The sequence below is a fragment of the Lacibacter sp. genome (assembly GCF_057361365.1).
This window is the reverse complement of sequence record NZ_JBMQSG010000010.1, coordinates 173,815-194,918: the sequence shown is the minus strand read 5'-3', so window position 1 is coordinate 194,918 and position 21,104 is coordinate 173,815. Positions and strand designations below refer to the sequence as shown.

The following is a 21,104-nucleotide window of genomic DNA, read 5'->3' as shown; positions in this document are numbered from 1 at the left end:
GCTATCAGTTTAAGTCCTGTTATAATAATAGTAATTTAGCATTAAATTATAGTAAAACGAAGTCCACTTGAAAAAAACATTTCAATCCATTTTACTGATTTCAATTGTTTTTCTCATTGCCTACTCCCCGCTTGCTTCGTTTCTTTTTGCATTAAAAAACGATATGTTCATTGGGTATTTGCCCCCCCGTTTTTTAATGGGTGAGGCAATACACAGCCATCAGCTTCCGCTTTGGAATCCATACATCTCTTTTGGTTTGCCATTTTATGGAGATATGAGTTCGTCCTATTGGAGCCCGCTTACCTGGTTCATTGCTTCAACAACCGGGTACAATCCTTATTCATTAACGATTGAGGTGCTAATTTATTTGTTGTTAAGTGGGATAGGTATGTATTTCCTTAGCGGTCATTTTTCAAAGAACAGATATGTGCAACTGATTGCCGCCATTTCATACATGTGCAATGGTTACATTGTAGGACACCTGCAACATCTTAACTGGTTAAGTGGTGCAGCTTTCTTACCCTGGTGTTTGTGGGCATTGGAAAAACTGCACCGGGAACGTAATTTGAAATCACTCATTCTATCATCTGTATTTTTTTACTTACTGATATCGTCTGCGCATCCGGGCATTACCATTGGTGCTATCTATTTTTTTGCAGGTTATGTTGCCGTAAAACTCTATTCTGATTTTAAACTAACCGGTAAGACAGGTTTACTTAAAAGCACAAAATTATATTTGTTATTTATTGGCTTCCTGTTATTACTTTCTACAGGTTTAATTGCAGGCTACAGTGATATTATACCCTACTTTGACAGAAACCAAACTGTTGACCTATCTCTAAGTTTGAACCAGAATACAAACCTGAAAAGTTGGATCAGCAGTATATTGCCTTTTGCAACAACCAGCGGTGATGATTTCTTTAAAAGCGATCCGGCATTCAGGAATATTTACTTTGGCCTTATTATGTTCTTATTGTTTCTCGTTTCCTTGTTCGCTTCAAAATCAAAACAACAGATTTTTTTTCTTGTAACAGGAAGCCTTTACTTATTGATCTCACTGGGAGGTTGGTTTAAACTGTTTACGGCAAAACTCCTACCTCTTCTTGGCCACGTAAGAGTAAATGCCGAGTTCCGGATTTTTACTTTGTTATGCTTCATAATTGCCAGCGTTATTTTCTTTGATCGATTTATAGAAACAAAAGAGAGCTGCCTGAAGAAACTGAAGCCTTATTTTTTTGCTATCGTCGGAGTACTGTCAGGTCTTTTATTATTCAGTATTATCAATCTTATATCAGGCGAGGAAAGCGTGTTTAAGTATGTGAATGAGTTTAATGGAAGCCTGTTATCACGTGACAGCATTAAAAAGCTGCTTGACAGAACGAGTATTTACGATACCATATTTGTTCAATGTATAATACAAATCATTCTTCTCATTCTTTTAATAAGAGCATTAAAATATAACCAACTGAAGAAAATATTTATTATCGCATCGTTAGACATTATTCTTGCTACTTTATTAAACTTACCCTTTACAGGAGTTGGAAAAGTGCCGGTATCAACCATTTCGTTTATTCAAAAAAAATCACCTCAGGGTATTCCCTCACCAACCTTACAAGCCGTAAGAGACAATGATACCATACCTTATTACGAAGTACTGTTAATTGGTGATTGGAGCTTTTACAGCAAGCAACCCGGCGCTGCCAAACCGGCTTTATACCCTGTAAAACTCATTAATAACTATACTTACTATTTCGAAGCAGCAAAGGACACCACACTTCGCATTACCGACATGCCGTTTGTATATATTACAAATTCGATTTCAGAAAAAAAGCCAAATAAGACAAAAGATATAGAGCAGAAGAATATTGTTTCGTACAAAACAGGAGAATTACATTTAAAAGTCATTGCAGATACAGCCAGTTTTTTAGTGATGCTGCAAAATTTCTATCCGCACTGGTACTATAAAAAAAATGGCAGCGTGTTCCCGGTTCAACAAGCTGGTATAAACTTTATTGGGATACCACTTGAAAAAGGAGAAAACGACTTGCTACTATTTTTTAAACCGGCAAGCATCAGAGCTGCGCTTTTTTTTTCCGGGATAATGTTTCTGATTCTGATTGCTCTGTTATTCTGGCCACGCATTAATCGTTTTACGTTCAAAACATTACTGCAATGACAACCCTAACTCATTCGTTTAAAGCAAAATACCTGTTGATAAGCACCGGCTATGTTCTCTTCCTGTATCTTCTATACCGGTACTCGGGTATTGTTACTTCGAATGAAGCAGAAAAATACATTATTGCTTCAGAAGAATTTTTAAAAGGCAACATTACCTATACTTTTAAGCATCATTTGTTTTACAGCACCTATGTCTTTTTTATTACACCCTTTTACGCTATAGGCGGTATTGCGGGGGTAGTTATTGCGCAGGTTATATTTAATATGCTTGCAGCCATCTGTATAAAAAAATCAATTGACCTTATTTTGCCCACTAATACAGTTGCTACAATTGGGGCTCTGATCTTTTTATTCAGCTATCCAATTCAATACTGGACACTAACGCTGTTTAGCGATAACTTTTTCGTGTGTCTTATCAGCATTTGCCTTTATTACACACTAAAGAAAAAAACATCTGCAGAAACAATGTTCTGGCTTTTTCTTTTAATTATTCAGGTATTCACCCGCCCTCCAGGTATTTTCCTGTCAATAACATTTGGCTGTTATTATCTATACGCTGAAAGAACAGTCTCAACTTCAAAATTTTGGATAGTAGCAGCTATACTCCTGCTCTTTCTGTTCTCAACTCTTTTTTTAATTCCGGTTGAAACAAGAGGCTATATTAAACCAATTGCGGCAGGTGCTGTTATCATTGATAAACCGGATTATAACGTTCCGGAATTTAATGAAATTGAAAAGAGCACTTTAAGTGCTGCCTATTCCCACTTATTTAAGCAAAAAGGGTTTGTCCAAACCATCGGTTTATACTTCCGCAAGCTGGATTCATTCTTTACATTAACCAGGCCTTATTACTCAACGCTTAACAACAGCATTTTGTCGCTGCATTATTTACTTTACTTTTTTGCAATTGGAGGTTTGTTCGTTTTGAAAAGTAAAAAGCAACTGCTTATCTTTTTTCTTGTTACCTTATTTTTAATTGCCAACCTTACTGCCTTAACTTATAATGAATGGCATTACAGATTTACGTTAGCCATTTTTCCGTTTCTGATTGTATTGTCCGTCATTTTGATCGACCATTTTATTTGCAGATTCAAAAGAGAATAAATTAACTTTTACTTCATCCTTTTTTTCAATGCGAGATTAACATTGATCATTGAATCTTTTAACAGTGGAATGCTTTGTTCAAAATGATTGTTTAATAATAGCCGGAAAACGTTTACAAGTGAAGTGGTATCAGTAAACCCTTTGTAATTTTTTTCGGGGGTATGTAACGCTAAAAAAATATTAAACTCATTAAAGAAAGCATCTCCTTTTGGCGCCTCTCTTAAGCCATGATCGCTTGTTAAGACAATAATTGCTCCGGGATCCCTTTGTAAAATATCATCAACAATTTCAATCATTACTTTATTAGTGTATTTCATATAACTTATATAAGACTCGATATTCCGACCGCTATTTGATTCTAAATGGGCTGTCCTGACATTTCTTAAAAGTCCTGTACTATCTCTTAAATAAGGAAAATGGGGCATCATGAAATGAGAGTACAGAAAAAATGGCTGCTTGTATTTGCTTGCTGCGTTCTTGGTCTGCGAAATAATATTTTCATTATACAAATCAGTTTTTACAGGGCCATCTCCAATTAGCTTATGAAAGCTGTTCGATTGAAAAGATGCAGCCAAATCATTTATGAAAATGTTTCCAAATGTTTTATCAAGCATTAATCGTTCTTCAGTGGGCAAAAACAGCCGCCTAACCCTCCCTGCACTTCCAACAGAAAAAAAACTATTGTTGACAATGTTATACCCAGCGGATTTAAAAAAACCTGCCACTTGGTTTTTTTTAATTGCAGTGGAGCACATGTTAAATGCCAATCCCGATGAAATATTTTTATCGGACACCCCGCTGATATAACCCATATTCAATAAGGAAAGAACCGAAAACGGCGTCAAATTATAATTACTGGAAGGTTTTTCTGCAACAAAAAAGTTTCTTTTCTTAAGCCCATAAATAAACTGATCATTTTTAAAATTAAAATAGTTGCTACTTGTTTGGGAACCTTGGTATTCATCCATCAAAAGCAAATAAACGTTTGGACGATCCGTAGTTTGAAGTGGCTTAAGTTTTGGAGCACTCGTAGTTACAACAGGCACTTTTCCGGAAAAAAGATTAAAACCTAATTTACCCGCTTCAGCAAAGAAAAAAACAACAAGCATGGTATTGATGTATAAATTTAGCCTGGCCTGTTTTTGGTTTCCAAGTCGCTTAATAAAAAGAAAAAAAAGTAATGAAATCAGCAAAATAAGAGGCAAGTAAAACTTATATTGATACAAACTGACCGATGTAAATGCAACGACATGTTCCTTTATAACTTTAAAAAACAGGTAATGAATAAGCAACCAAACCGATATTAAAGAAGCAAAAGCATCATCAACAAATTTTTTAAAAAAGAAAAACATTAATGTTGCTGAACCCGATACTATCACAAAAACAATTAGGCATGTATAACCTGGTATAAAACCCCAAAACTTATTGACTGCATCCAAAATAAAATAAAGAGGTAACGACCATAAATAAGAGGAACTCAATAAAGCTATTAACAATCGGTTATTGCTCACCAAGTGAGAAGTCATTCAAATGATTTTAATAACGCAATATATTCATTATTGCTTCAACTTATTTGTATGGTTGGCGAACGGCTCATTTCAAAATACATGGAGGCAAAAAAATGGCGACACGAATCACTTCGGTCGCCAACTATAAAATTCGCATTGATTTTTAACGCATAAGATACATTTTTCCATATCCCTTATTAAAATACTGGTCAGTATTATCGCCCTCTGCCTTGTATTTATCCAGCGCCTTACCATTGTGATTAGTAATAACCCTGTAGAGATAAATGCCATTTGCGAGTTTATTACCAAACTGATCGGTTCCATCCCATTTAAAATCTGTAATATTTCTTCCTATTCTAAGAGAACCTAGTTCCGCTTTTGTAATTTCTCTTACAACTTTACCCGTAATCGTCAGGATCTGTATACGCATATTCTGTGGAATCTCTGAGCCGGTAATGGTAAATACAAAAGCGGTAGATGTTGTAAATGGATTTGGATAGTTTAGTAAATTAGAAATCATTGGCTTGTTGATCACCTGGAATGAAACTTTATATTCAAGCTCTCCGGCTTTATTTCCGCTTTTATCTGTACCAGTTACAATCAGTTCATATTCCCCATCCTGCAAAAATTTTGGAAACAGATCGATTGTTGCAGAATTATTTCCGGTTGCAAGGTTTGCCGGTGTAAACTTCACCGAATCCGATTGCGGCTTGTAATCACGTAATATATTATCGGGGTAACGTATCTGTATTTTCATTCCGGATGTATCATCCAGCGCAAGAAATCGACTGTCATCTTTCAACTGAACGAAAATATGCGGTTTCGAAGAAACAATATCCCTATTAAGAATATGGGTTCCATCAAACGTCACATCAAGCCATGGTTTATAGGCATCAGGCTTAACATAAAAATTCTTAAAAACAAAGTTATTAAACAGGAATTGCTCCGGCTGATCATCATCCGGATTAACCATCAGATAAAGCGTATTGAGTCCTACAAAATCTTTGCTATCAAAAGAATATGATACTACAATTGAATCTCCCGACAGTAAGGGTTTCTTTTTAGGAAGAACAATTGAAATGGGCACGTTATTTTGATTTGTTACAACAAGTTTAAGCCTCAAACTGTCAAAAGCCGTTTCACTTACATTCCGGAACGCTATCGAAAAATTCATGGGCTCACCCAAGTCAAAAGTGTCCTTAAAATTAAATACCACATTGGGAGCAATTGCTCCTTCCGGCACATAATCCGCATAGAGCCTCCATTTACTGAGTTGGTATGGAGTTATTTTCTTGTCGTCTTTATTATGCAAACGCAGTTTAAGATATGGGAAGGCTGATGGATTAATAAATGAAAGGCTCGTGTCTCTTGCTTCGGTAACAGTTGACAAAAGCACTTCAATCCCGGTACTGGTTCGGCCAATAATATCAAGACTTGTTGTATCGGCATTTGGAGTTGTTTCAAGTGAATATCCATTCCATTTTAAATCTTTCCAGGTTTTAACTGGTCCAAACCAAGGAGATTCGACTGTACCTGTAGTGAAATATGCAGGAACTTCAATAACGTCGCTAATTGCTTCGTTCACAAGCCCTGTTTTTTGTTGCGGGAGAAAAGCAGGTATGTTTTTCCTATAGGCAAAGATTATTGGCAGGTTACTTTTGAAATTATCAATTTCAGTTATCCCTGCATTTCTCAATGTGTGATAAAGCGAATTACCAACTCCCAATACGGCCTGATCAGATTTAAGGGCCGCAGTATCAGTTATTGCAAGTTGATTTGAACCCAGATTTGTGATGACAACATAATCGCCATCCTTAATAATATTTTTGAGAAAATTAATGGCATTTATTCTTGATGCCTGCTGCGTGTATGAATATTCAAAGAAAATACGTGGGCCCTCACCGCAGGTAGTCAAACTATTATACAATCCTGGTGCACCGCCAAAAGTATTACGCATTGGTTCCAGCGTTTTGCCATCAAAAACATAAATCTGAAATGATCCATATCGGCAGCCGTACCTTTCTATGTTTGTGAAATCTATTGCAACGTCAATACTTCCTTCGATATGATAAGGATGGATACCCGTTCTAATCTGTACTTTTCTGACTGTTGAATCAAAAGTCATTAAACGTGTAGCTGGGTCCATCACCATATAATTATAAGTGCTTTGCTTGTGTTGGAAGTAATGCGATTGATTAAATCCGGTTTCTGAGCCAGGAATATATACAAAGCTGAAATCATTCCAGAGTATGCCTGAATTTGCTTCCGGCCGCATTCCAACACGCCAGTAGTAAACGCTGCTATCTTTAAAATTAAAACCAGTTGGCTTGAATGAAATTGAGCCACCGACAGAAGTAACTGAATCGACTTTCCGCAACCCTGAATTAAAATTTTGTGTTGTATCTAACTCGAAATAATATTTCCTGGAGGTGCCTAATGGATTGGCAGTGGAAGCATAATAAGTTATATTCTGTTTATTAATTATCGAATAATTATAAGGATAAACGGGTCTTACTTCATCTTCAAAAATGAATATTTCTTTTGTAACAGTGTTATTTGTTTCACAGGATTCATCGATAAGATTGTCCGGATCTATCTCCACTTTCAGCTTATTTGTCCCTTTATCTCTGAAGGGATCTATAGGCAACTGTAGAATTATTGAATCGGCGTAGGGCACCCTCCTGTTTTTTTGATCATAAACCACAACCGATTTACCACTTGGAAATATTCTTGTTACCCTTAAACGAACAGAATCCTCGGTGGCCTTACCAATATTTACGAATTTGATTTTAGCATCAAAACTTGATTCCGCAATTGAAATAAATTCCGGAGACACTTTCACCATAGACGACTCAACGGCATAATCAGCTTTGGCTTGTTCATAAAAACGTATTGCAGGATCGCCGTGCAGCGTAATTTCTTCCATGTGCATGCGAACATAAAAATCATTAAAAGAATACACACGTGATAAAGTATCGTTTACGTTAGCCATTATCCTGCCGATTGATTCTCCATACATTTCCGATTTCGCCAATTGATTATAAAATTCTTCCGTGTATAAATGCAAATAGTTCACAATGCCCAAGTGGGTTGACGCAATGAATGCTATGGACCCCCGATTAGGAGTCAGCACCCATCGTTCCGTTATAATCATATTACCCGTAAGTCTCGAAGCATCAGATAAAAACATATTACCCGCCTGACATCCATTTACCAGCATGATGGGATATTTTCCGATGGACGGATAACTTGTAGGGTCAGATAAATTATATTCTAAGGTGGAAGGAGATGAGTGACCGAAATAGGTTAAAAGAGAAAATCCTTCCTGGAACATCCTGTTAATATTTGCACTAGCTATAGTTTGAACAGCGGCAACGCCCGTTTTCTGTAAGGAATAAATATTGGCGCCGAAGGAAGTGTCTTTTAAAACATTGCCATACTGATTGAGATAAAACCGTATCTGGTCACCCAAATAGTCATTCGCTCCAGCAACGTGAATTACATTTTTCTTCCATAATTCATCATTTACTACACAGGACTTTGTGTTGTAAAATGATTCATACGTTTTCACTTTGTCCAGATAAGCTTTTATTTCATTACCGTTTACAACTGTTAAACGTCCAATTGGAATTTTGGGAACAATACTTCCTTCTGGAGAAGCCAGAGACATATCGGAAGCGGGATTTCCAAAACTAGGCACCATATTTAGTTGATCAATTGTCGGTGTGTTCTCCAAGGAGCGATAATTAGTATAAACAACCCCTTTACCAATAATTAAACAGTAAGACGGTTTTTGAGCAAACCCAGAATACGCAAAACGAAGAAAATTCTTGATCGCATAACCATTATTTTTTACTCCGTATCCGAACTGATCAAGTATGTCCTGAACGTCATAGATTTTTGCGTTGTATCCTCCACCAATATTGCTGCTACGATATAAACGATATTGCTCTACCTGATTTATGCCGCCTGCATCTGCATAAAGTTGGGGATTAGATATAATTATATAATTGCCCTGATTTCCTGCTAATGCATAGTTTGTAAAATTGCGGGCAGTGAAATTTGTTATTGACCGGATATTGCCGACTTCCTGACTTACAAGTACCAATTTGCGATCTGCAGATGATGCAGGAAGAACAACCCTCACTTGTGTAGGCGAAACAATACTAGCTGTTATGCGCAAACCATTTGTGAGATCGTACAAAACTGGAGCAACAGCTCCTCCAAAATTAAAATTATCGATCACAAGATTGTTACCACTTGCGCTGGCAGGTAGTTCAAACTCAAAATTTGTTTGTCCTCCAAAATTAAATTGACGAGGATAACTGAGTTCGTACATCCCTATCACTGCCCTATTAAATTGCGGTAACGTGTCAGTGGTGGAAATTCTAAATTCGACATTTGCAGAATTTGAACTTAGAATTGATACTGGAATATTGTCGCTTGTTTCGTTAACAAGTGAATTGAAGTAATTCATCGCTCTGTCCATCACCTGAGTACCGTTGACAAAGGCAGTAATTGAGCGGGTATTAAGTGTACGGCCCGCTGCAGAAAACTTGAGCTTTGCCGGCTCTCCTGACGAAGCTGCGACATATAAATTTGTTTGATTTGACGGCAACGGACTTGTTGCATTAAACTCTACACTTGTAAAACCTTCGCCTCTATCAAAAGAAGAGGAATAAACATAACTTCCAATAACAGCAGCAAATCCTTGATTGATTATGTTGCGATAGTAAAGAGCCGCTTTGTGAATAAAATAAGGCTCAGCCGGTAAGGCTGATGAAAGATCATTTGTTGTTTGCACAAAACGGCTGTTTTGCGCTGCGTTTGTATTTACTGTAAGAAAATATGAAGAGGTATCAGTAAACAAGCTCCAGTTATCATTTATCTGGTACCCAGGCTCTAAATACATTCTCTTCTCCCATTTACCATCATTAACCTGTCCCCAAAATTCAATAAAACCATTGGAAGGAATGGTACCGCTTGCAGCACATGTATAAACCGGCACCTGCTGACCGTTGCGCCACAATTGAAAATGTGCCGCATCTGCATTCGCAATGCCCATAGCGCTGAGCTGCGCTTGTGAAATGCGGTAAACACCGGTAGCACCAACCTTAAACTTGTAATAGGTTTTATTAAAATCAATCCACTCATTCATATACGATTGAGCGGTAGCGGCTGAAACAGCACAGAGCAATATGGTAACGGAAAGTAAAAAGCGTTTCATGCTAGTTATTTTTTCTTTTGGTTTTTAGGTTTCATAAGGTCGAGACGAAGCGATACGATATGTGTATATAACGGGTTTGATTGGTTAGCCAAATTTGTAAAAGCATAATCAACATAAAAAGAATTGCCGAGTTTAAAACCAGCACCTGCACCCGGTTGATAAATCCACACTTTCTTTTGATTAAGTGTATCACCATCAGCAAGTGTTTTCTGAAAATTAAAAATTCCTCCACGCAGGAAGAATACATTTTTAATATTTAACTCCGCTCCAATTCTCGGATCAGCATTGATCACATCCGAGCTAATAACAGTATTCCGCTGTCCATCAAACGTGAGATCAAGATTAACTTCTGCTTTTAGTGAAAGATTTTTACGGAAACGAAAATCGTATGCACCACCAATTACCAAACGTGGCGCTGTTAACTCTGTTGACTTGACAGGTATTTCATTATTTGTAAGAAACAGTACTTCTTTTTCTCTTTCAGTAAAGTTAAACGACCATGCATTGAATGTGGTAGTGATATCCCTTGCTGCAGCACCCACCGACCAGTTTTTTCCTTTCATCTGAAAACCAACATCCAATCCAAAACCCCAGGCAGTTGCAAAGCTCCCAACTTTACGATGGATCACTTTTGCATTTACACCTACGCTCATCGATTTATTTTCTGTCTCTTTAATTTTTTGAGCGACGGATAAAATCACTGCATAATCTGCTGAAGAAAATGAACGGAGATTTGCATAGTTAACACTGCCGTCAGGTTCAATCAAATAAAGTGTATTAGGTATATCATCTACTGCAAAACGTAAGAAAGAAAGACCGATTGTACGTTTATTGTTTGCAACAGGAATGGCTAATGCGCCAAAATCATACTTACCGATGCCGGCAAAATATTCAGCATGCATTAACGATAAAGAAGGATCATTTTTAACTGCGGTTAGTCCAGCTGGATTCCAATAGCCGGCAGTGGCATCGCTAACTGATGCAACTTGTGCCCCACCCATACCAAAAGCACGGGAACCAGCACCAATATTTAAAAATTCGTTGGAGTAAATACGGATTTGCGCAAGAGAGTTTACGCAATACAGTAGGGTTACAGATAGGATCAGGGTTAATCGGGTTATCATCCGGTCAGTTTTCAGATAAACAATTAGTTTCTTATTAAAGAGACATACTCTCTTTCGAAAGCTGCTCAAGGCAAAGACAAAAGTAAACATAATCTTGCCCAAAGCAAACTCTGTTTAAGAAAGTACCAGCTATTCGAAACGTTGATTTACAGGCTTTATTGCTCCATTTTAGCAAAATGCCTTCTACTGCCCTACTTTTGCGGAAAATATCGCTATAAATCATGCATTTGATCGAAGAATTAAGATGGAGAGGGATGATACAGGACATCATGCCAGGCACAGAGGAACAACTGAAAAAAGAGATGACCACCGCTTATATTGGCTTCGACCCCACGGCCGATAGCCTCCATATTGGCAGTCTTGTCCCCATCTTATTGCTTGTTCACTTCCAGAAAGCCGGGCATAAACCCATTGCATTGGTGGGAGGTGCCACCGGTATGATTGGCGACCCCAGCGGAAAGAGCCAGGAAAGAAATTTACTGAATGAAGACACTTTGAATAAAAATGTCGCCGGCGTAAAAGCCCAGCTCGAAAAATTCCTTGATTTTGATCCTGCCAAAGCCAATGCTGCTGAAATGGCGAATAATTACGACTGGTTCAAAAGCATATCGTTTATTGATTTTTTGCGTGATACAGGAAAGCATATTACCATCAATTACATGATGGCAAAGGATAGTGTAAAGAAGAGGATTGAAAGCGAAGTGGGTTTAAGTTATACCGAGTTTGCATACCAACTAATGCAGGGTTACGATTTTTATTGGCTGTATGAACATAAGAATTGCAAACTGCAAATGGGTGGTAGCGATCAGTGGGGAAACATTACAACCGGCACCGAACTCATTCGCCGGAAAGTAAATGGTGAAGCATTTGCATTTACTTGTCCGCTCATCAAAAAAGCAGATGGCACCAAGTTTGGAAAAACCGAACAAGGCAACATTTGGTTGGATTCAACCAAAACAACTCCTTACCAATTTTATCAATTCTGGTTAAATGCTAGTGATGCCGATGCCCAAGGATGGATCAAAATTTTCACTTTTCTTGAAAAAGAAGAAGTGGATGGTTTGATCATCGAGCATAACAGCGATCCCGGCAAACGGATTCTCCAAAAACGTTTGGCGGAAGAAGTAACAAAATTTGTGCATGGCGATGAAGCATTAAGGGAAGCGATTGCAACTACAGAAAAATTATTCGCTAATCAAACAGCATCAGCTGAGAGTTTGAGTGTGGATGATCTAGAAGCAATGGAAGGTGTGGTGAAGTTTGATTTTTCTGCTGACAAGTTGCAAGAAGGTATTGATGTTGTTTCGTTCTTAGCAGAAACAACCATTTTCCCCAGTAAAGGTGAAGCTCGCAAAACAGTGCAAGGTGGTGGCGTAAGCATTAACCGTAAAAAAGTTGAAGCAATCGATATGAAAATCGATAATTCATTGTTGCTGCATAGCAAATACTTACTTGTACAGAAAGGAAAGAAAAATTATTATCTGGTATCGGCTGTTTAAAGAGCCTGAATAGCTTTCCATATTTCATCGGCGACCAATTGGTTGCCGATTGCGTTTAAATGAACCCTGTCAGTAGTTAAGATGCCACGGTCTTTATTCTCTTTATTGTTTTTATTGTTGTAGTCGATAAATGCTTTTCGTAAATCAACCAATGGCAAGCCATTCTTTTGTGCAAGTCCCCGAATGATTTTACTATATTCTGTTAAATCACCATCCTGCTGATTGCTGCCATCAGTCTTTTCTCCTATTACCGCCGGAGTACACAAAATGATCTTTGCATTTTTTGCTTTAATCTTATCGATCACCGCTTGATAAAACTTTGCAAATTTATCTGGATCTGTTCCTGTTCCTGATGAAGCTTTATGCCACACATCATTTACTCCGATGTACAGCACAACAACATTTGGATTTTTTGCCAGCACATCATCTTCCATACGCAGATAGAGATCATAAATTTTATTGCCGCCAATACCGGCACCAATTAAATCATAATTCATTTTCCCTTGAGCACGTGCCATGCTGTCGATACGTTTTACATAACCTCCGGGATTAACTCCTGCCTGTGTAATTGAATCACCAAAGAAAATAACTTTGATCTTTTCCTGACCTTTAAATGCCATAAGCATCAGAACTGAAATAGCGAATAAAAATACTTTTTTCATACAGTTGATTGAATCGTTTTATTACTCTACGTGTACTTGTTTTTTAATCAATGCTCCATCTTTCGCTTCCATTAAAAACTGACGCTCTTTTACCATGTAGCCATTTCCTTTTTCGCAGAAATGTACTCTTAGGTTTTCAATGCTGATCGGATTTCCATCGGGAATGTCCGCAATATTCGAATGCATCATATCATGTCCGTCAATAATAATCACTAACCCACTACCAATTGCTTCCATCTTATTTCCTTCGGTGATGAGCATACCTGTATCTTCTCCCAAGCCAATGCCAATGCAAGATGGATTTGTGGCAACCGCTTGGGTTAATCGAACAAAACGTCCACGTTTTTCAAAATGACTATCGATAATAACATGATCAATAAAACCTAACCCAGTTGTCATTTTCACTTCACCTTTTAAATAAGCACGTGCTGCGTTTCCTTCATAGATCATTGTCTTACTCATAGCCATAGCACCAGCTGATGTTCCGGCAACTACAAATCCTTCCTCTTCGTGGTAACGTTTTTTCAGGATCGCTAAAAATTCCGTTCCTCCATCGGTTACACTTAACCGCATTTGATTACCACCTGAAAACATAACCGCATCGCAGGTCTTAATACGTTCTAAATATTCAGCATTTGCAGTATCCTGCCTGTTACGAATATGTAGCACACCAATATTTGTACACCCAATTTTTCCAAATGCATTCATATAGTTATCGCCCACTTCATAAGGTATAGTTGAAGCAGTTGTAATTACTTCAATACGGGCATCAATGCCGCCGGCTTCTTCAACTACCCGCCTGAGAATGCCCAGCTCGAAAAAATTAAGATTATTGCGGTTGATTTCTCCCGCTTCAAGATCGGTTCCTTTATCTTCTGCACCGCCAATTGCGATCAGTTTTCCTTTTGGATACTGCAATGGTTGAGATTTTAGTTTCAAACAAATTTAAGGGGAAAATATTTCCTGTGCTTCCCTGCATTTATCAACAGCATCGGATAAATTTTGATATATTGGGAGACACATCAATCACCTTATTTATGCAAGTTCTTGAAATTAAAATTCTTCGTGGTCCTAACTATTGGAGTGTACGACGTACAAAACTCATCCAGATGAAACTCGACCTTGAAGAACTGGAACAACGCCCCACTAATCATATAGCCGGTTTTCGTGAACGATTAGAAAAGCTATTTCCCAGCATGTATAGTCATCGTTGCAGTGTTGGCAAACCGGGTGGCTTTTTTCAACGGGTTGACGAAGGCACCTGGATGGGACATGTGATTGAACATATTGCATTGGAATTGCAAACACTCGCAGGGATGGATACTGGCTTTGGCAGAACAAGAACTGCCAACGAAAAGGAAGGTGTGTATTATGTGGTGTTCACCTACCTTGAAGAAGATGCGGGGGTGTATGCAGCAAAAGCTGCGGTACGAATTGCAGAAGCATTAGTTGCATCCGAAGAATATAATCTGGAGGAGGACATTCAAAAGCTGAGAGAGATAAGGGAAGATACAAGGCTTGGCCCTTCCACAGGTTGTATTGTTGATGAAGCTGCAAAGCGAAATATCCCTTACATACGGTTAAACAAGCAAAGCCTTGTGCAGTTGGGTTATGGTGTACATCAAAAACGTATTCGTGCAACCATTGCATCCACTACTTCAAACATCGCTGTTGATATTGCATGTGATAAAGAAGAAACAAAACTGTTGCTGGAAGCCGCTGAAATTCCTGTACCAAGAGGAACAGTTATACGCACTGAAGTTGGATTGGATGAAGCGATTGAAAGATTTGGTTATCCATTAGTGATAAAACCTATCGATGGCAATCACGGTAAAGGAAATACTACCAACATCACCAATAAAGAACAGGCATTAAAAGCATTTGAAGCTGCAAAGGCTTATAGCCGCAGCGTAATTGTTGAACGATTCATTACAGGTTTTGATTTTCGTATACTGGTCATCAATCACAAATTTATTTGTGCCGCATTGCGTACACCGGCAAGTGTAATAGGTGATGACGAACATACTATTCAATGGCTGATTGATGAAACCAACAAAGATCCCCGTCGTGGCTATGGTCATGAAAAAGTATTGACACAAATAACTGTTGATGGCAGCACAATGAAAATGCTGGAAGAAAAAGGCTACACGTTGGAAACTGTTCCGGCAAAAGGCGAATTGGTGTTGTTAAAAACAACAGCAAATCTTTCAACCGGCGGCACTTCAACTGATGTAACCGATGAGGTACATCCGGCAAATGTGTTTATGTGCGAACGAATCAGCAAAATCATTGGTCTTGATATTTGCGGCATTGATATTATGGCTACCGATTTACGATCACCAGTGAGTGAAAATGGAGGAGCCATACTTGAAGTAAATGCAGCACCTGGTTTCCGTATGCATATCGATCCGGCTGAAGGTTTGCCACGCAATGTAGCAGAACCTGTAATTGACATGCTGTTTCCGAAAGGAAGTGTTGGCCGCATTCCTATTATTGCCATTACAGGAACTAACGGAAAGACAACCACTACACGTTTAACTGCACATATTGCAAAGAGTGCAGGTAAAAAGGTAGGTTACACAACTAGTGATGGCGTTTATATCCAGAATCATTTAATGATGAAAGGTGATTGTACCGGGCCTGTTTCATCAACATTTGTATTAAAAGATCCAACAGTTGACTTTGCCGTACTCGAGTGTGCAAGAGGTGGTATTTTAAAATCAGGTCTTGCATTTCAGAATTGTGACGTAGCCATTGTAACAAATGTTGCTGCGGATCATATTGGCCTCGGCGGCATTAACACTGTTGAACAAATGGCGAAAGTAAAAGCAGTTGTTCCTGAAACGGTTTTTCCGCATGGCTATGCTATTCTCAATGCCGAAGATAATTTGGTGTATAAGATGAAAGATGACCTGAAGTGTAATGTTGCTTTTTTCAGCATGGATGAAAATAATCCCAGAATTAAAGAACATTGTGCTGCTGGTGGTTTGGCAACCGTATATGAAAATGGTTTCATCAGCATTATGAAAGGCACATGGAAAATTCGTGTGATGGCGGCGAAAGATATTCCATTGACGTACCAGGGAAAGGCAGTGCATAATATCGCCAATTGCTTACCGGCTGTGCTCGCCACTTATCTGTATCGTGATATCAGCATTGATGATATTCGGCAGGGATTACTCACATTTATTCCGGGTGAAAGTTTAACTCCAGGTCGGTTGAATTTTTTCCATTTTAAAAATTATACTTTCCTTGCTGATTTTGCACACAATCCGCACGGACTTCAATTGCTTTGCGAATTTGTAAACAAACTTGATTACAAGTATAAAGTCGGAGTTATCAGCGGAACAGGTGACCGTAGAGATGAAGACATTCGTGAACTTGGAGAAATAAGTGCGAAGTACTTTGATGAGATCATTATGCGTTGCGATAAAAACCTCCGTGGTCGTACAGCTGAAGAAATCATGGACCTGCTTGAAGAAGGCATCCGCAAGGTGAACAAAACAATTCCTGTTATGAAAATTGCGAATGAAAATGAGGCACTGGAATATATTTATGCAAATCCCAAACAAGGCGCTCTATACACCATAATGTGCGATGTGGTGGCGGGAGCTTTGGACAAGATCAAGGAACTGAAAGACCGTGACGACAGGAGCTGATCAATTTTATAAATTTTTTGGTTGATCATCTATTGAACCTTATTTTTGCAGCCCCGCAAGGGAGATTGGCCTATAGTATAATGGTAGTACGACAGATTTTGGTTCTGTTTGTCTTGGTTCGAATCCAGGTAGGCCAACAAAAACCCTCCACAATGTGGAGGGTTTTTGATTTAATAGCTGTCTGCGTCGTCTTTATTTACTTTCCTGCAACATATCAATACAGCGTTCTAAACTTACTTTCCAATCCGGAACAGCAATAACATATGTTGTTTTGATCTTTGATTTATTCAGTAATGAGAAGTGCGGACGTTTTGCAGGGGTGGGATACTGAGCAGTTTCAATAGGATGCACAACTGCTTTGCTGCCTGTAATTTCCTTGATCGCCAACGCAAACTCATGCCAGCTTATCTTCCCTTCGTTGCTGTAATGATAAATGCCACTCTCCCATTTACCGGTAGAAATAATATCGAGAATTGCCTTAGCCAGATCAGCAGCGTAAGTTGGCGAACCAATTTGATCAGCCACAACATTTAATTCATTCCGCTCATTCATCAACCGCATCATCGTCTTCACAAAATTGTTACCGAATGAAGAATACACCCATGCTGTGCGAATAATGATAGCATCAGCATTTTCTTTCATACACAACTGTTCGCCTAATAATTTTGAACGACCATAGGTATTGATAGGACCTGTGATGTCATCTTCTTTGTAAGGCGTTTCACTTTCACCGTCAAACACATAATCGGTAGAAATGTGTATGAACTTTGTCTGATATTTTTTGCAAACCTCTGCAAGGTTGCCAACTGCTTCAGCATTCACAAGCATGACCAGATCCTCTTCACTTTCCGCTTTATCAACGGCTGTGTAGGCAGCGCAATTAATACAATATTTAGGTTTGATTGCTAGGAAGAAATTTTCAACTAAACCAAAAACTTCCAACTTCAAATCTTCACGAGATGCAAACACGAAACGATACTGCGGATATGCATCTGCAAGTTGTTGCAACTCTTTTCCGAGCTGACCATTACTGCCTGTAACAAGTATAACCGGCTTTTCCATATTCATCAGTTAAAAAAAGCTGTCTTCTCCAAGCTCAGCCCATGCAGCATTCAATTGATCCTTACCTGAAACAATTTCTTTACTGGCTTCTATTCTCCAATCAATATTTAAATCTTTGTCGTTATAGATTAAGCCACCTTCGCTTTGTTTATTATAAAAATTATCACACTTATAAAAAACCTCAGCCGTTTCACTCAACACAGAAAATCCATGTGCAAAGCCACGGGGCACCAATAATGCATTTTTCTTTTCTGATGTCAACTCAACTGCATATACTTTTTTAAACGTTGGAGAATCTTTACGCAGATCCACTACCACATCCAATATTCTTCCACTTAAACAACGCACCAGTTTTGCTTGAGCATATTCTCCTTTTTGAAAATGCAATCCACGAATCACACCATAGGTTGAACTCGATTGATTATCCTGCACCCAATTATTAAAAAGTCCTTCTTTCTCGAAAGCTTGTTGATTGTACGATTCAAAGAAATAACCCCGCTCATCACCAAATACATTTGGTTCAACTACTACTAGCCCGGGGAATCCTGTTTGTAAAAAAGCCATAAAACTGATGTAGTATTTATGATGTAGGATGTAGGATTTAAATCACAAATCAGACATCCGACATCAGACATTATTATTTACCTCTTCTCATATTGCGCATCATAGTAATTCTGGTAATCGCCACTTGTTACATGGTTGATCCATTCTTCATTGCTTAAATACCACTCCACCGTTTTTTCTAAACCTTCTTCAAATTGCAACGAAGGGCTCCAGCCTAATTCTTTGTTGAGTTTGGTTGCATCAATGGCATAACGCAAATCATGACCGGCACGGTCTTTTACATAGGTAATGAGTTTTGCGCTTTCTCCTTCTGCACGGCCAAGTTTTTTATCCATGATGCTGCAAAGCAAATGAACCAGGTCAATATTTTTCCATTCGTTAAAACCGCCCACATTGTAACTCTGGCCTTGTTTGCCGTTATGGAAAATAGTATCAATCGCTCTGGCATGGTCTTCTACAAATAACCAGTCACGCACATTTTCACCTTTACCATACACTGGCAATGGTTTATTGTTTTTGATATTGTTAATCATTAACGGGATCAGCTTTTCAGGGAAATGATGTGAACCATAGTTGTTACTACAGTTGCTCATTACAATTGGCAAACCATAGGTATCATGGTAAGCCATCACGAAATGATCAGATGCTGCTTTTGATGCAGAGTATGGTGAATGTGGATCGTAAGGAGTTTCTTCAGTGAAGAATCCTGTTTCACCTAATGAACCATATACTTCATCAGTTGATACATGATAGAACAGTTTGCCTTCATACTTACCATTCCAATGCTTACGGCATGCATTGAGTAAAATCGCCGTACCCAGCACGTTTGTTTTTACAAACGCTAAAGGATCGAGGATACTGCGGTCCACATGACTTTCTGCTGCCAGGTGAATCACCGCATCAAAATGATATTGATTGAATAATTCTTCTACCCTTGTTTCATCTGTTATATCAACTTTTGCAAATTCATAATTTGCGTTACCCTCAACATCTTTTAAATTCTCCAAATTACCTGCATAGGTCAATGCATCGCCATTTACAATTTTGTAGTTGGGATATTTGTTTACAAACAGCCGAATAACATGACTGCCGATAAACCCAGCACCACCTGTTACCAATATTGTTTTATCGTATGTGCTCATTATAAACTCCAGTATTTCAGTTTAGAAATTTTATTGCGGTAAATACCTTTTAAATCAGCAAACAACGCCTTCTCATTGGCAATGGATAAAAGATATTCTTCTGAAAAATCTTTGTAAGGATTGTGAGCCACTGCCAAAACAATTGCATCGTAGTCGGTGCCGATTACAGGAGCAATAGTTAAACCATACTCGTGTTTTACTTCAGCTGCATCAGCATGCGGATCAACAAAATCAACAGCAACATTATACTCTAATAGTTCTTTCACCATATCCGCCACTTTCGAATTGCGGATATCGGAAACATTTTCTTTAAACGTAGCGCCAAGCACTAACACTTTTGCATTGGCCGCATTAGGCGCATTTTTAATAATATGCTGAATGATTTTTTTCGCTACATAACGAGGCATCTCATCATTTACAAAACGACCGCTGGCAATAACTTTTGAATTGTAACCTAGCTGTTGCGCTTTATACGTTAAATAATAAGGATCAACACCAATACAATGACCACCAACCAATCCCGGTGTGTATTTATGAAAGTTCCACTTTGTTCCTGCTGCTTCTACCACATCAAATGTGTTAATGCCAATGCGATCGAAGATGATCGACAGTTCATTCATCAATGAAATATTCAGATCACGCTGTGCATTTTCAATGATCTTTCCTGCTTCTGCTACTTTAATATTTGGCGCACGATGCACCCCAACTTTCACCACACTTTCATACACCGCTGCAATTTCTTTAAGTGATTCATCGCTGCAACCTGAAACGATCTTAACCGTATTGCTTAACGTATGATGTTTATCTCCTGGGTTAATGCGTTCCGGTGAATAACCAAGTTTAAAATCAACTTTTCCTTTCAATCCAGAGAATTGTTCCAGTATCGGCATACAGTCATCTTCTGTGCAGCCGGGATAGGTGGTACTTTCATAGATCACATAATCACCTTTCTTCAACACCTTACCTACAGTTTCACTTGCTTTCTCCAATGGTGTAAGATCGGGCACTTTGTGATCATCAACAGGAGTTGGAACGGTTACGATATAAAAAGAAGCTTCTTTCAATACATTCACATCGTCGGTAAAAACAATGCTCCTTCCTGCAAACATTTCAGCATCGACCTCCTTGCTGGGATCTTCGTTGCGTTGCATCATTGCAATGCGTTTGCTGTTGATGTCGAAACCAATTACATCCATGTGTGCGGCTAATTCTAACGCCAACGGCAAACCCACATAACCTAAACCAACTACGGCTACTTTTTTTTCTTTATTGATTAACGATTGATACATTTCCAATGTATGATTTCTGATTTAGGATGTCTGATATTATTTCGCTGAATGCATTAACTTCTTCATTCATCATTCACAACTCATCA

The 21,104-nt window shown here is 38.4% G+C and carries 13 protein-coding genes and 1 tRNA gene; 5 read left to right on the top strand and 9 right to left on the bottom strand.

The genetic code is table 11. The features are described 5' to 3' along the window. The first annotated feature begins 67 nt into the window (after positions 1–67). Both ACO1QW_RS09280 and ACO1QW_RS09275 read left to right on the top strand, forming a co-directional pair. Complete coding sequence (locus tag ACO1QW_RS09280; RefSeq protein ID WP_486257814.1) at positions 68–2,176, top strand: hypothetical protein; 2,109 nt, start codon at positions 68–70, stop codon at positions 2,174–2,176. Beyond that, positions 2,173–3,282: a hypothetical protein gene (locus ACO1QW_RS09275; protein WP_486257812.1), complete on the top strand. Its 1,110-nt coding sequence runs from the start codon at positions 2,173–2,175 to the stop codon at positions 3,280–3,282. The genes ACO1QW_RS09280 and ACO1QW_RS09275 overlap by 4 nt, the downstream gene beginning before the upstream one ends. 8 nt (positions 3,283–3,290) lie before the next feature. On the opposite strand, the gene ACO1QW_RS09270 is transcribed toward ACO1QW_RS09275, so the two are convergent. From ACO1QW_RS09270 to ACO1QW_RS09260, 3 genes are all read right to left on the bottom strand, one after another. Beyond that, the gene (locus tag ACO1QW_RS09270) at positions 3,291–4,808 is read right to left on the bottom strand and encodes a sulfatase-like hydrolase/transferase (RefSeq protein ID WP_486257810.1); all 1,518 of its coding nucleotides are present in this window, start codon (positions 4,806–4,808) and stop codon (positions 3,291–3,293) included. A 145-nt stretch (positions 4,809–4,953) separates the two neighbouring features. Then, positions 4,954–10,017, bottom strand: coding sequence for a putative type IX secretion system sortase PorU2 (gene porU2 / locus ACO1QW_RS09265; protein WP_486257808.1), 5,064 nt, complete (start codon positions 10,015–10,017; stop codon positions 4,954–4,956). A 5-nt stretch (positions 10,018–10,022) separates the two neighbouring features. Continuing rightward, entirely contained in the window at positions 10,023–11,141 is a 1,119-nt protein-coding gene (locus ACO1QW_RS09260) for a putative type IX sorting system protein PorV2 (protein WP_486257806.1), read from the bottom strand. Between the two features lie 221 nt (positions 11,142–11,362). Here ACO1QW_RS09260 and tyrS point away from each other — a divergent pair, with 221 nt between their 5' ends. Next, on the top strand, positions 11,363–12,640 hold the full coding sequence (gene tyrS / locus ACO1QW_RS09255) for a tyrosine--tRNA ligase (protein ID WP_486257804.1): 1,278 nt from the start codon (positions 11,363–11,365) through the stop codon (positions 12,638–12,640). Here tyrS and ACO1QW_RS09250 read toward each other — a convergent pair. Together ACO1QW_RS09250 and ACO1QW_RS09245 are read right to left on the bottom strand one after the other, a co-directional pair. After that, a complete protein-coding gene (locus ACO1QW_RS09250; RefSeq protein ID WP_486257802.1) occupies positions 12,637–13,302 on the bottom strand; it encodes an SGNH/GDSL hydrolase family protein in 666 nt (221 codons plus the stop codon). The genes tyrS and ACO1QW_RS09250 overlap by 4 nt on opposite strands. Before the next feature lie 21 nt (positions 13,303–13,323). Further along, on the bottom strand, positions 13,324–14,241 hold the full coding sequence (locus ACO1QW_RS09245; protein WP_486257799.1) for a cyanophycinase: 918 nt from the start codon (positions 14,239–14,241) through the stop codon (positions 13,324–13,326). Between the two features lie 98 nt (positions 14,242–14,339). Between ACO1QW_RS09245 and cphA the strand changes: the two genes are divergently transcribed. Together cphA and ACO1QW_RS09235 are read left to right on the top strand one after the other, a co-directional pair. Then, positions 14,340–16,961: a cyanophycin synthetase gene (cphA, locus tag ACO1QW_RS09240; RefSeq protein WP_486257797.1), complete on the top strand. Its 2,622-nt coding sequence runs from the start codon at positions 14,340–14,342 to the stop codon at positions 16,959–16,961. A gap of 66 nt (positions 16,962–17,027) precedes the next feature. Further along, a tRNA-Gln gene (locus ACO1QW_RS09235) sits at positions 17,028–17,098 on the top strand. Positions 17,099–17,153: 55 nt separating this feature from the next. Here ACO1QW_RS09235 and rfbD read toward each other — a convergent pair. The 4 genes from rfbD to ACO1QW_RS09215 form a co-directional block, all read right to left on the bottom strand. Beyond that, positions 17,154–18,023: a dTDP-4-dehydrorhamnose reductase gene (rfbD, locus tag ACO1QW_RS09230; protein ID WP_486257795.1), complete on the bottom strand. Its 870-nt coding sequence runs from the start codon at positions 18,021–18,023 to the stop codon at positions 17,154–17,156. A 9-nt stretch (positions 18,024–18,032) separates the two neighbouring features. Continuing rightward, positions 18,033–18,587, bottom strand: coding sequence for a dTDP-4-dehydrorhamnose 3,5-epimerase (rfbC, locus tag ACO1QW_RS09225; RefSeq protein ID WP_486257793.1), 555 nt, complete (start codon positions 18,585–18,587; stop codon positions 18,033–18,035). A 77-nt stretch (positions 18,588–18,664) separates the two neighbouring features. Then, on the bottom strand, positions 18,665–19,729 hold the full coding sequence (gene rfbB / locus ACO1QW_RS09220; protein WP_486257792.1) for a dTDP-glucose 4,6-dehydratase: 1,065 nt from the start codon (positions 19,727–19,729) through the stop codon (positions 18,665–18,667). Continuing rightward, positions 19,729–21,018, bottom strand: coding sequence for a nucleotide sugar dehydrogenase (locus tag ACO1QW_RS09215; protein ID WP_486257790.1), 1,290 nt, complete (start codon positions 21,016–21,018; stop codon positions 19,729–19,731). The genes rfbB and ACO1QW_RS09215 overlap by 1 nt, the downstream gene beginning before the upstream one ends. Between the last annotated feature and the right edge of the window lie 86 nt (positions 21,019–21,104).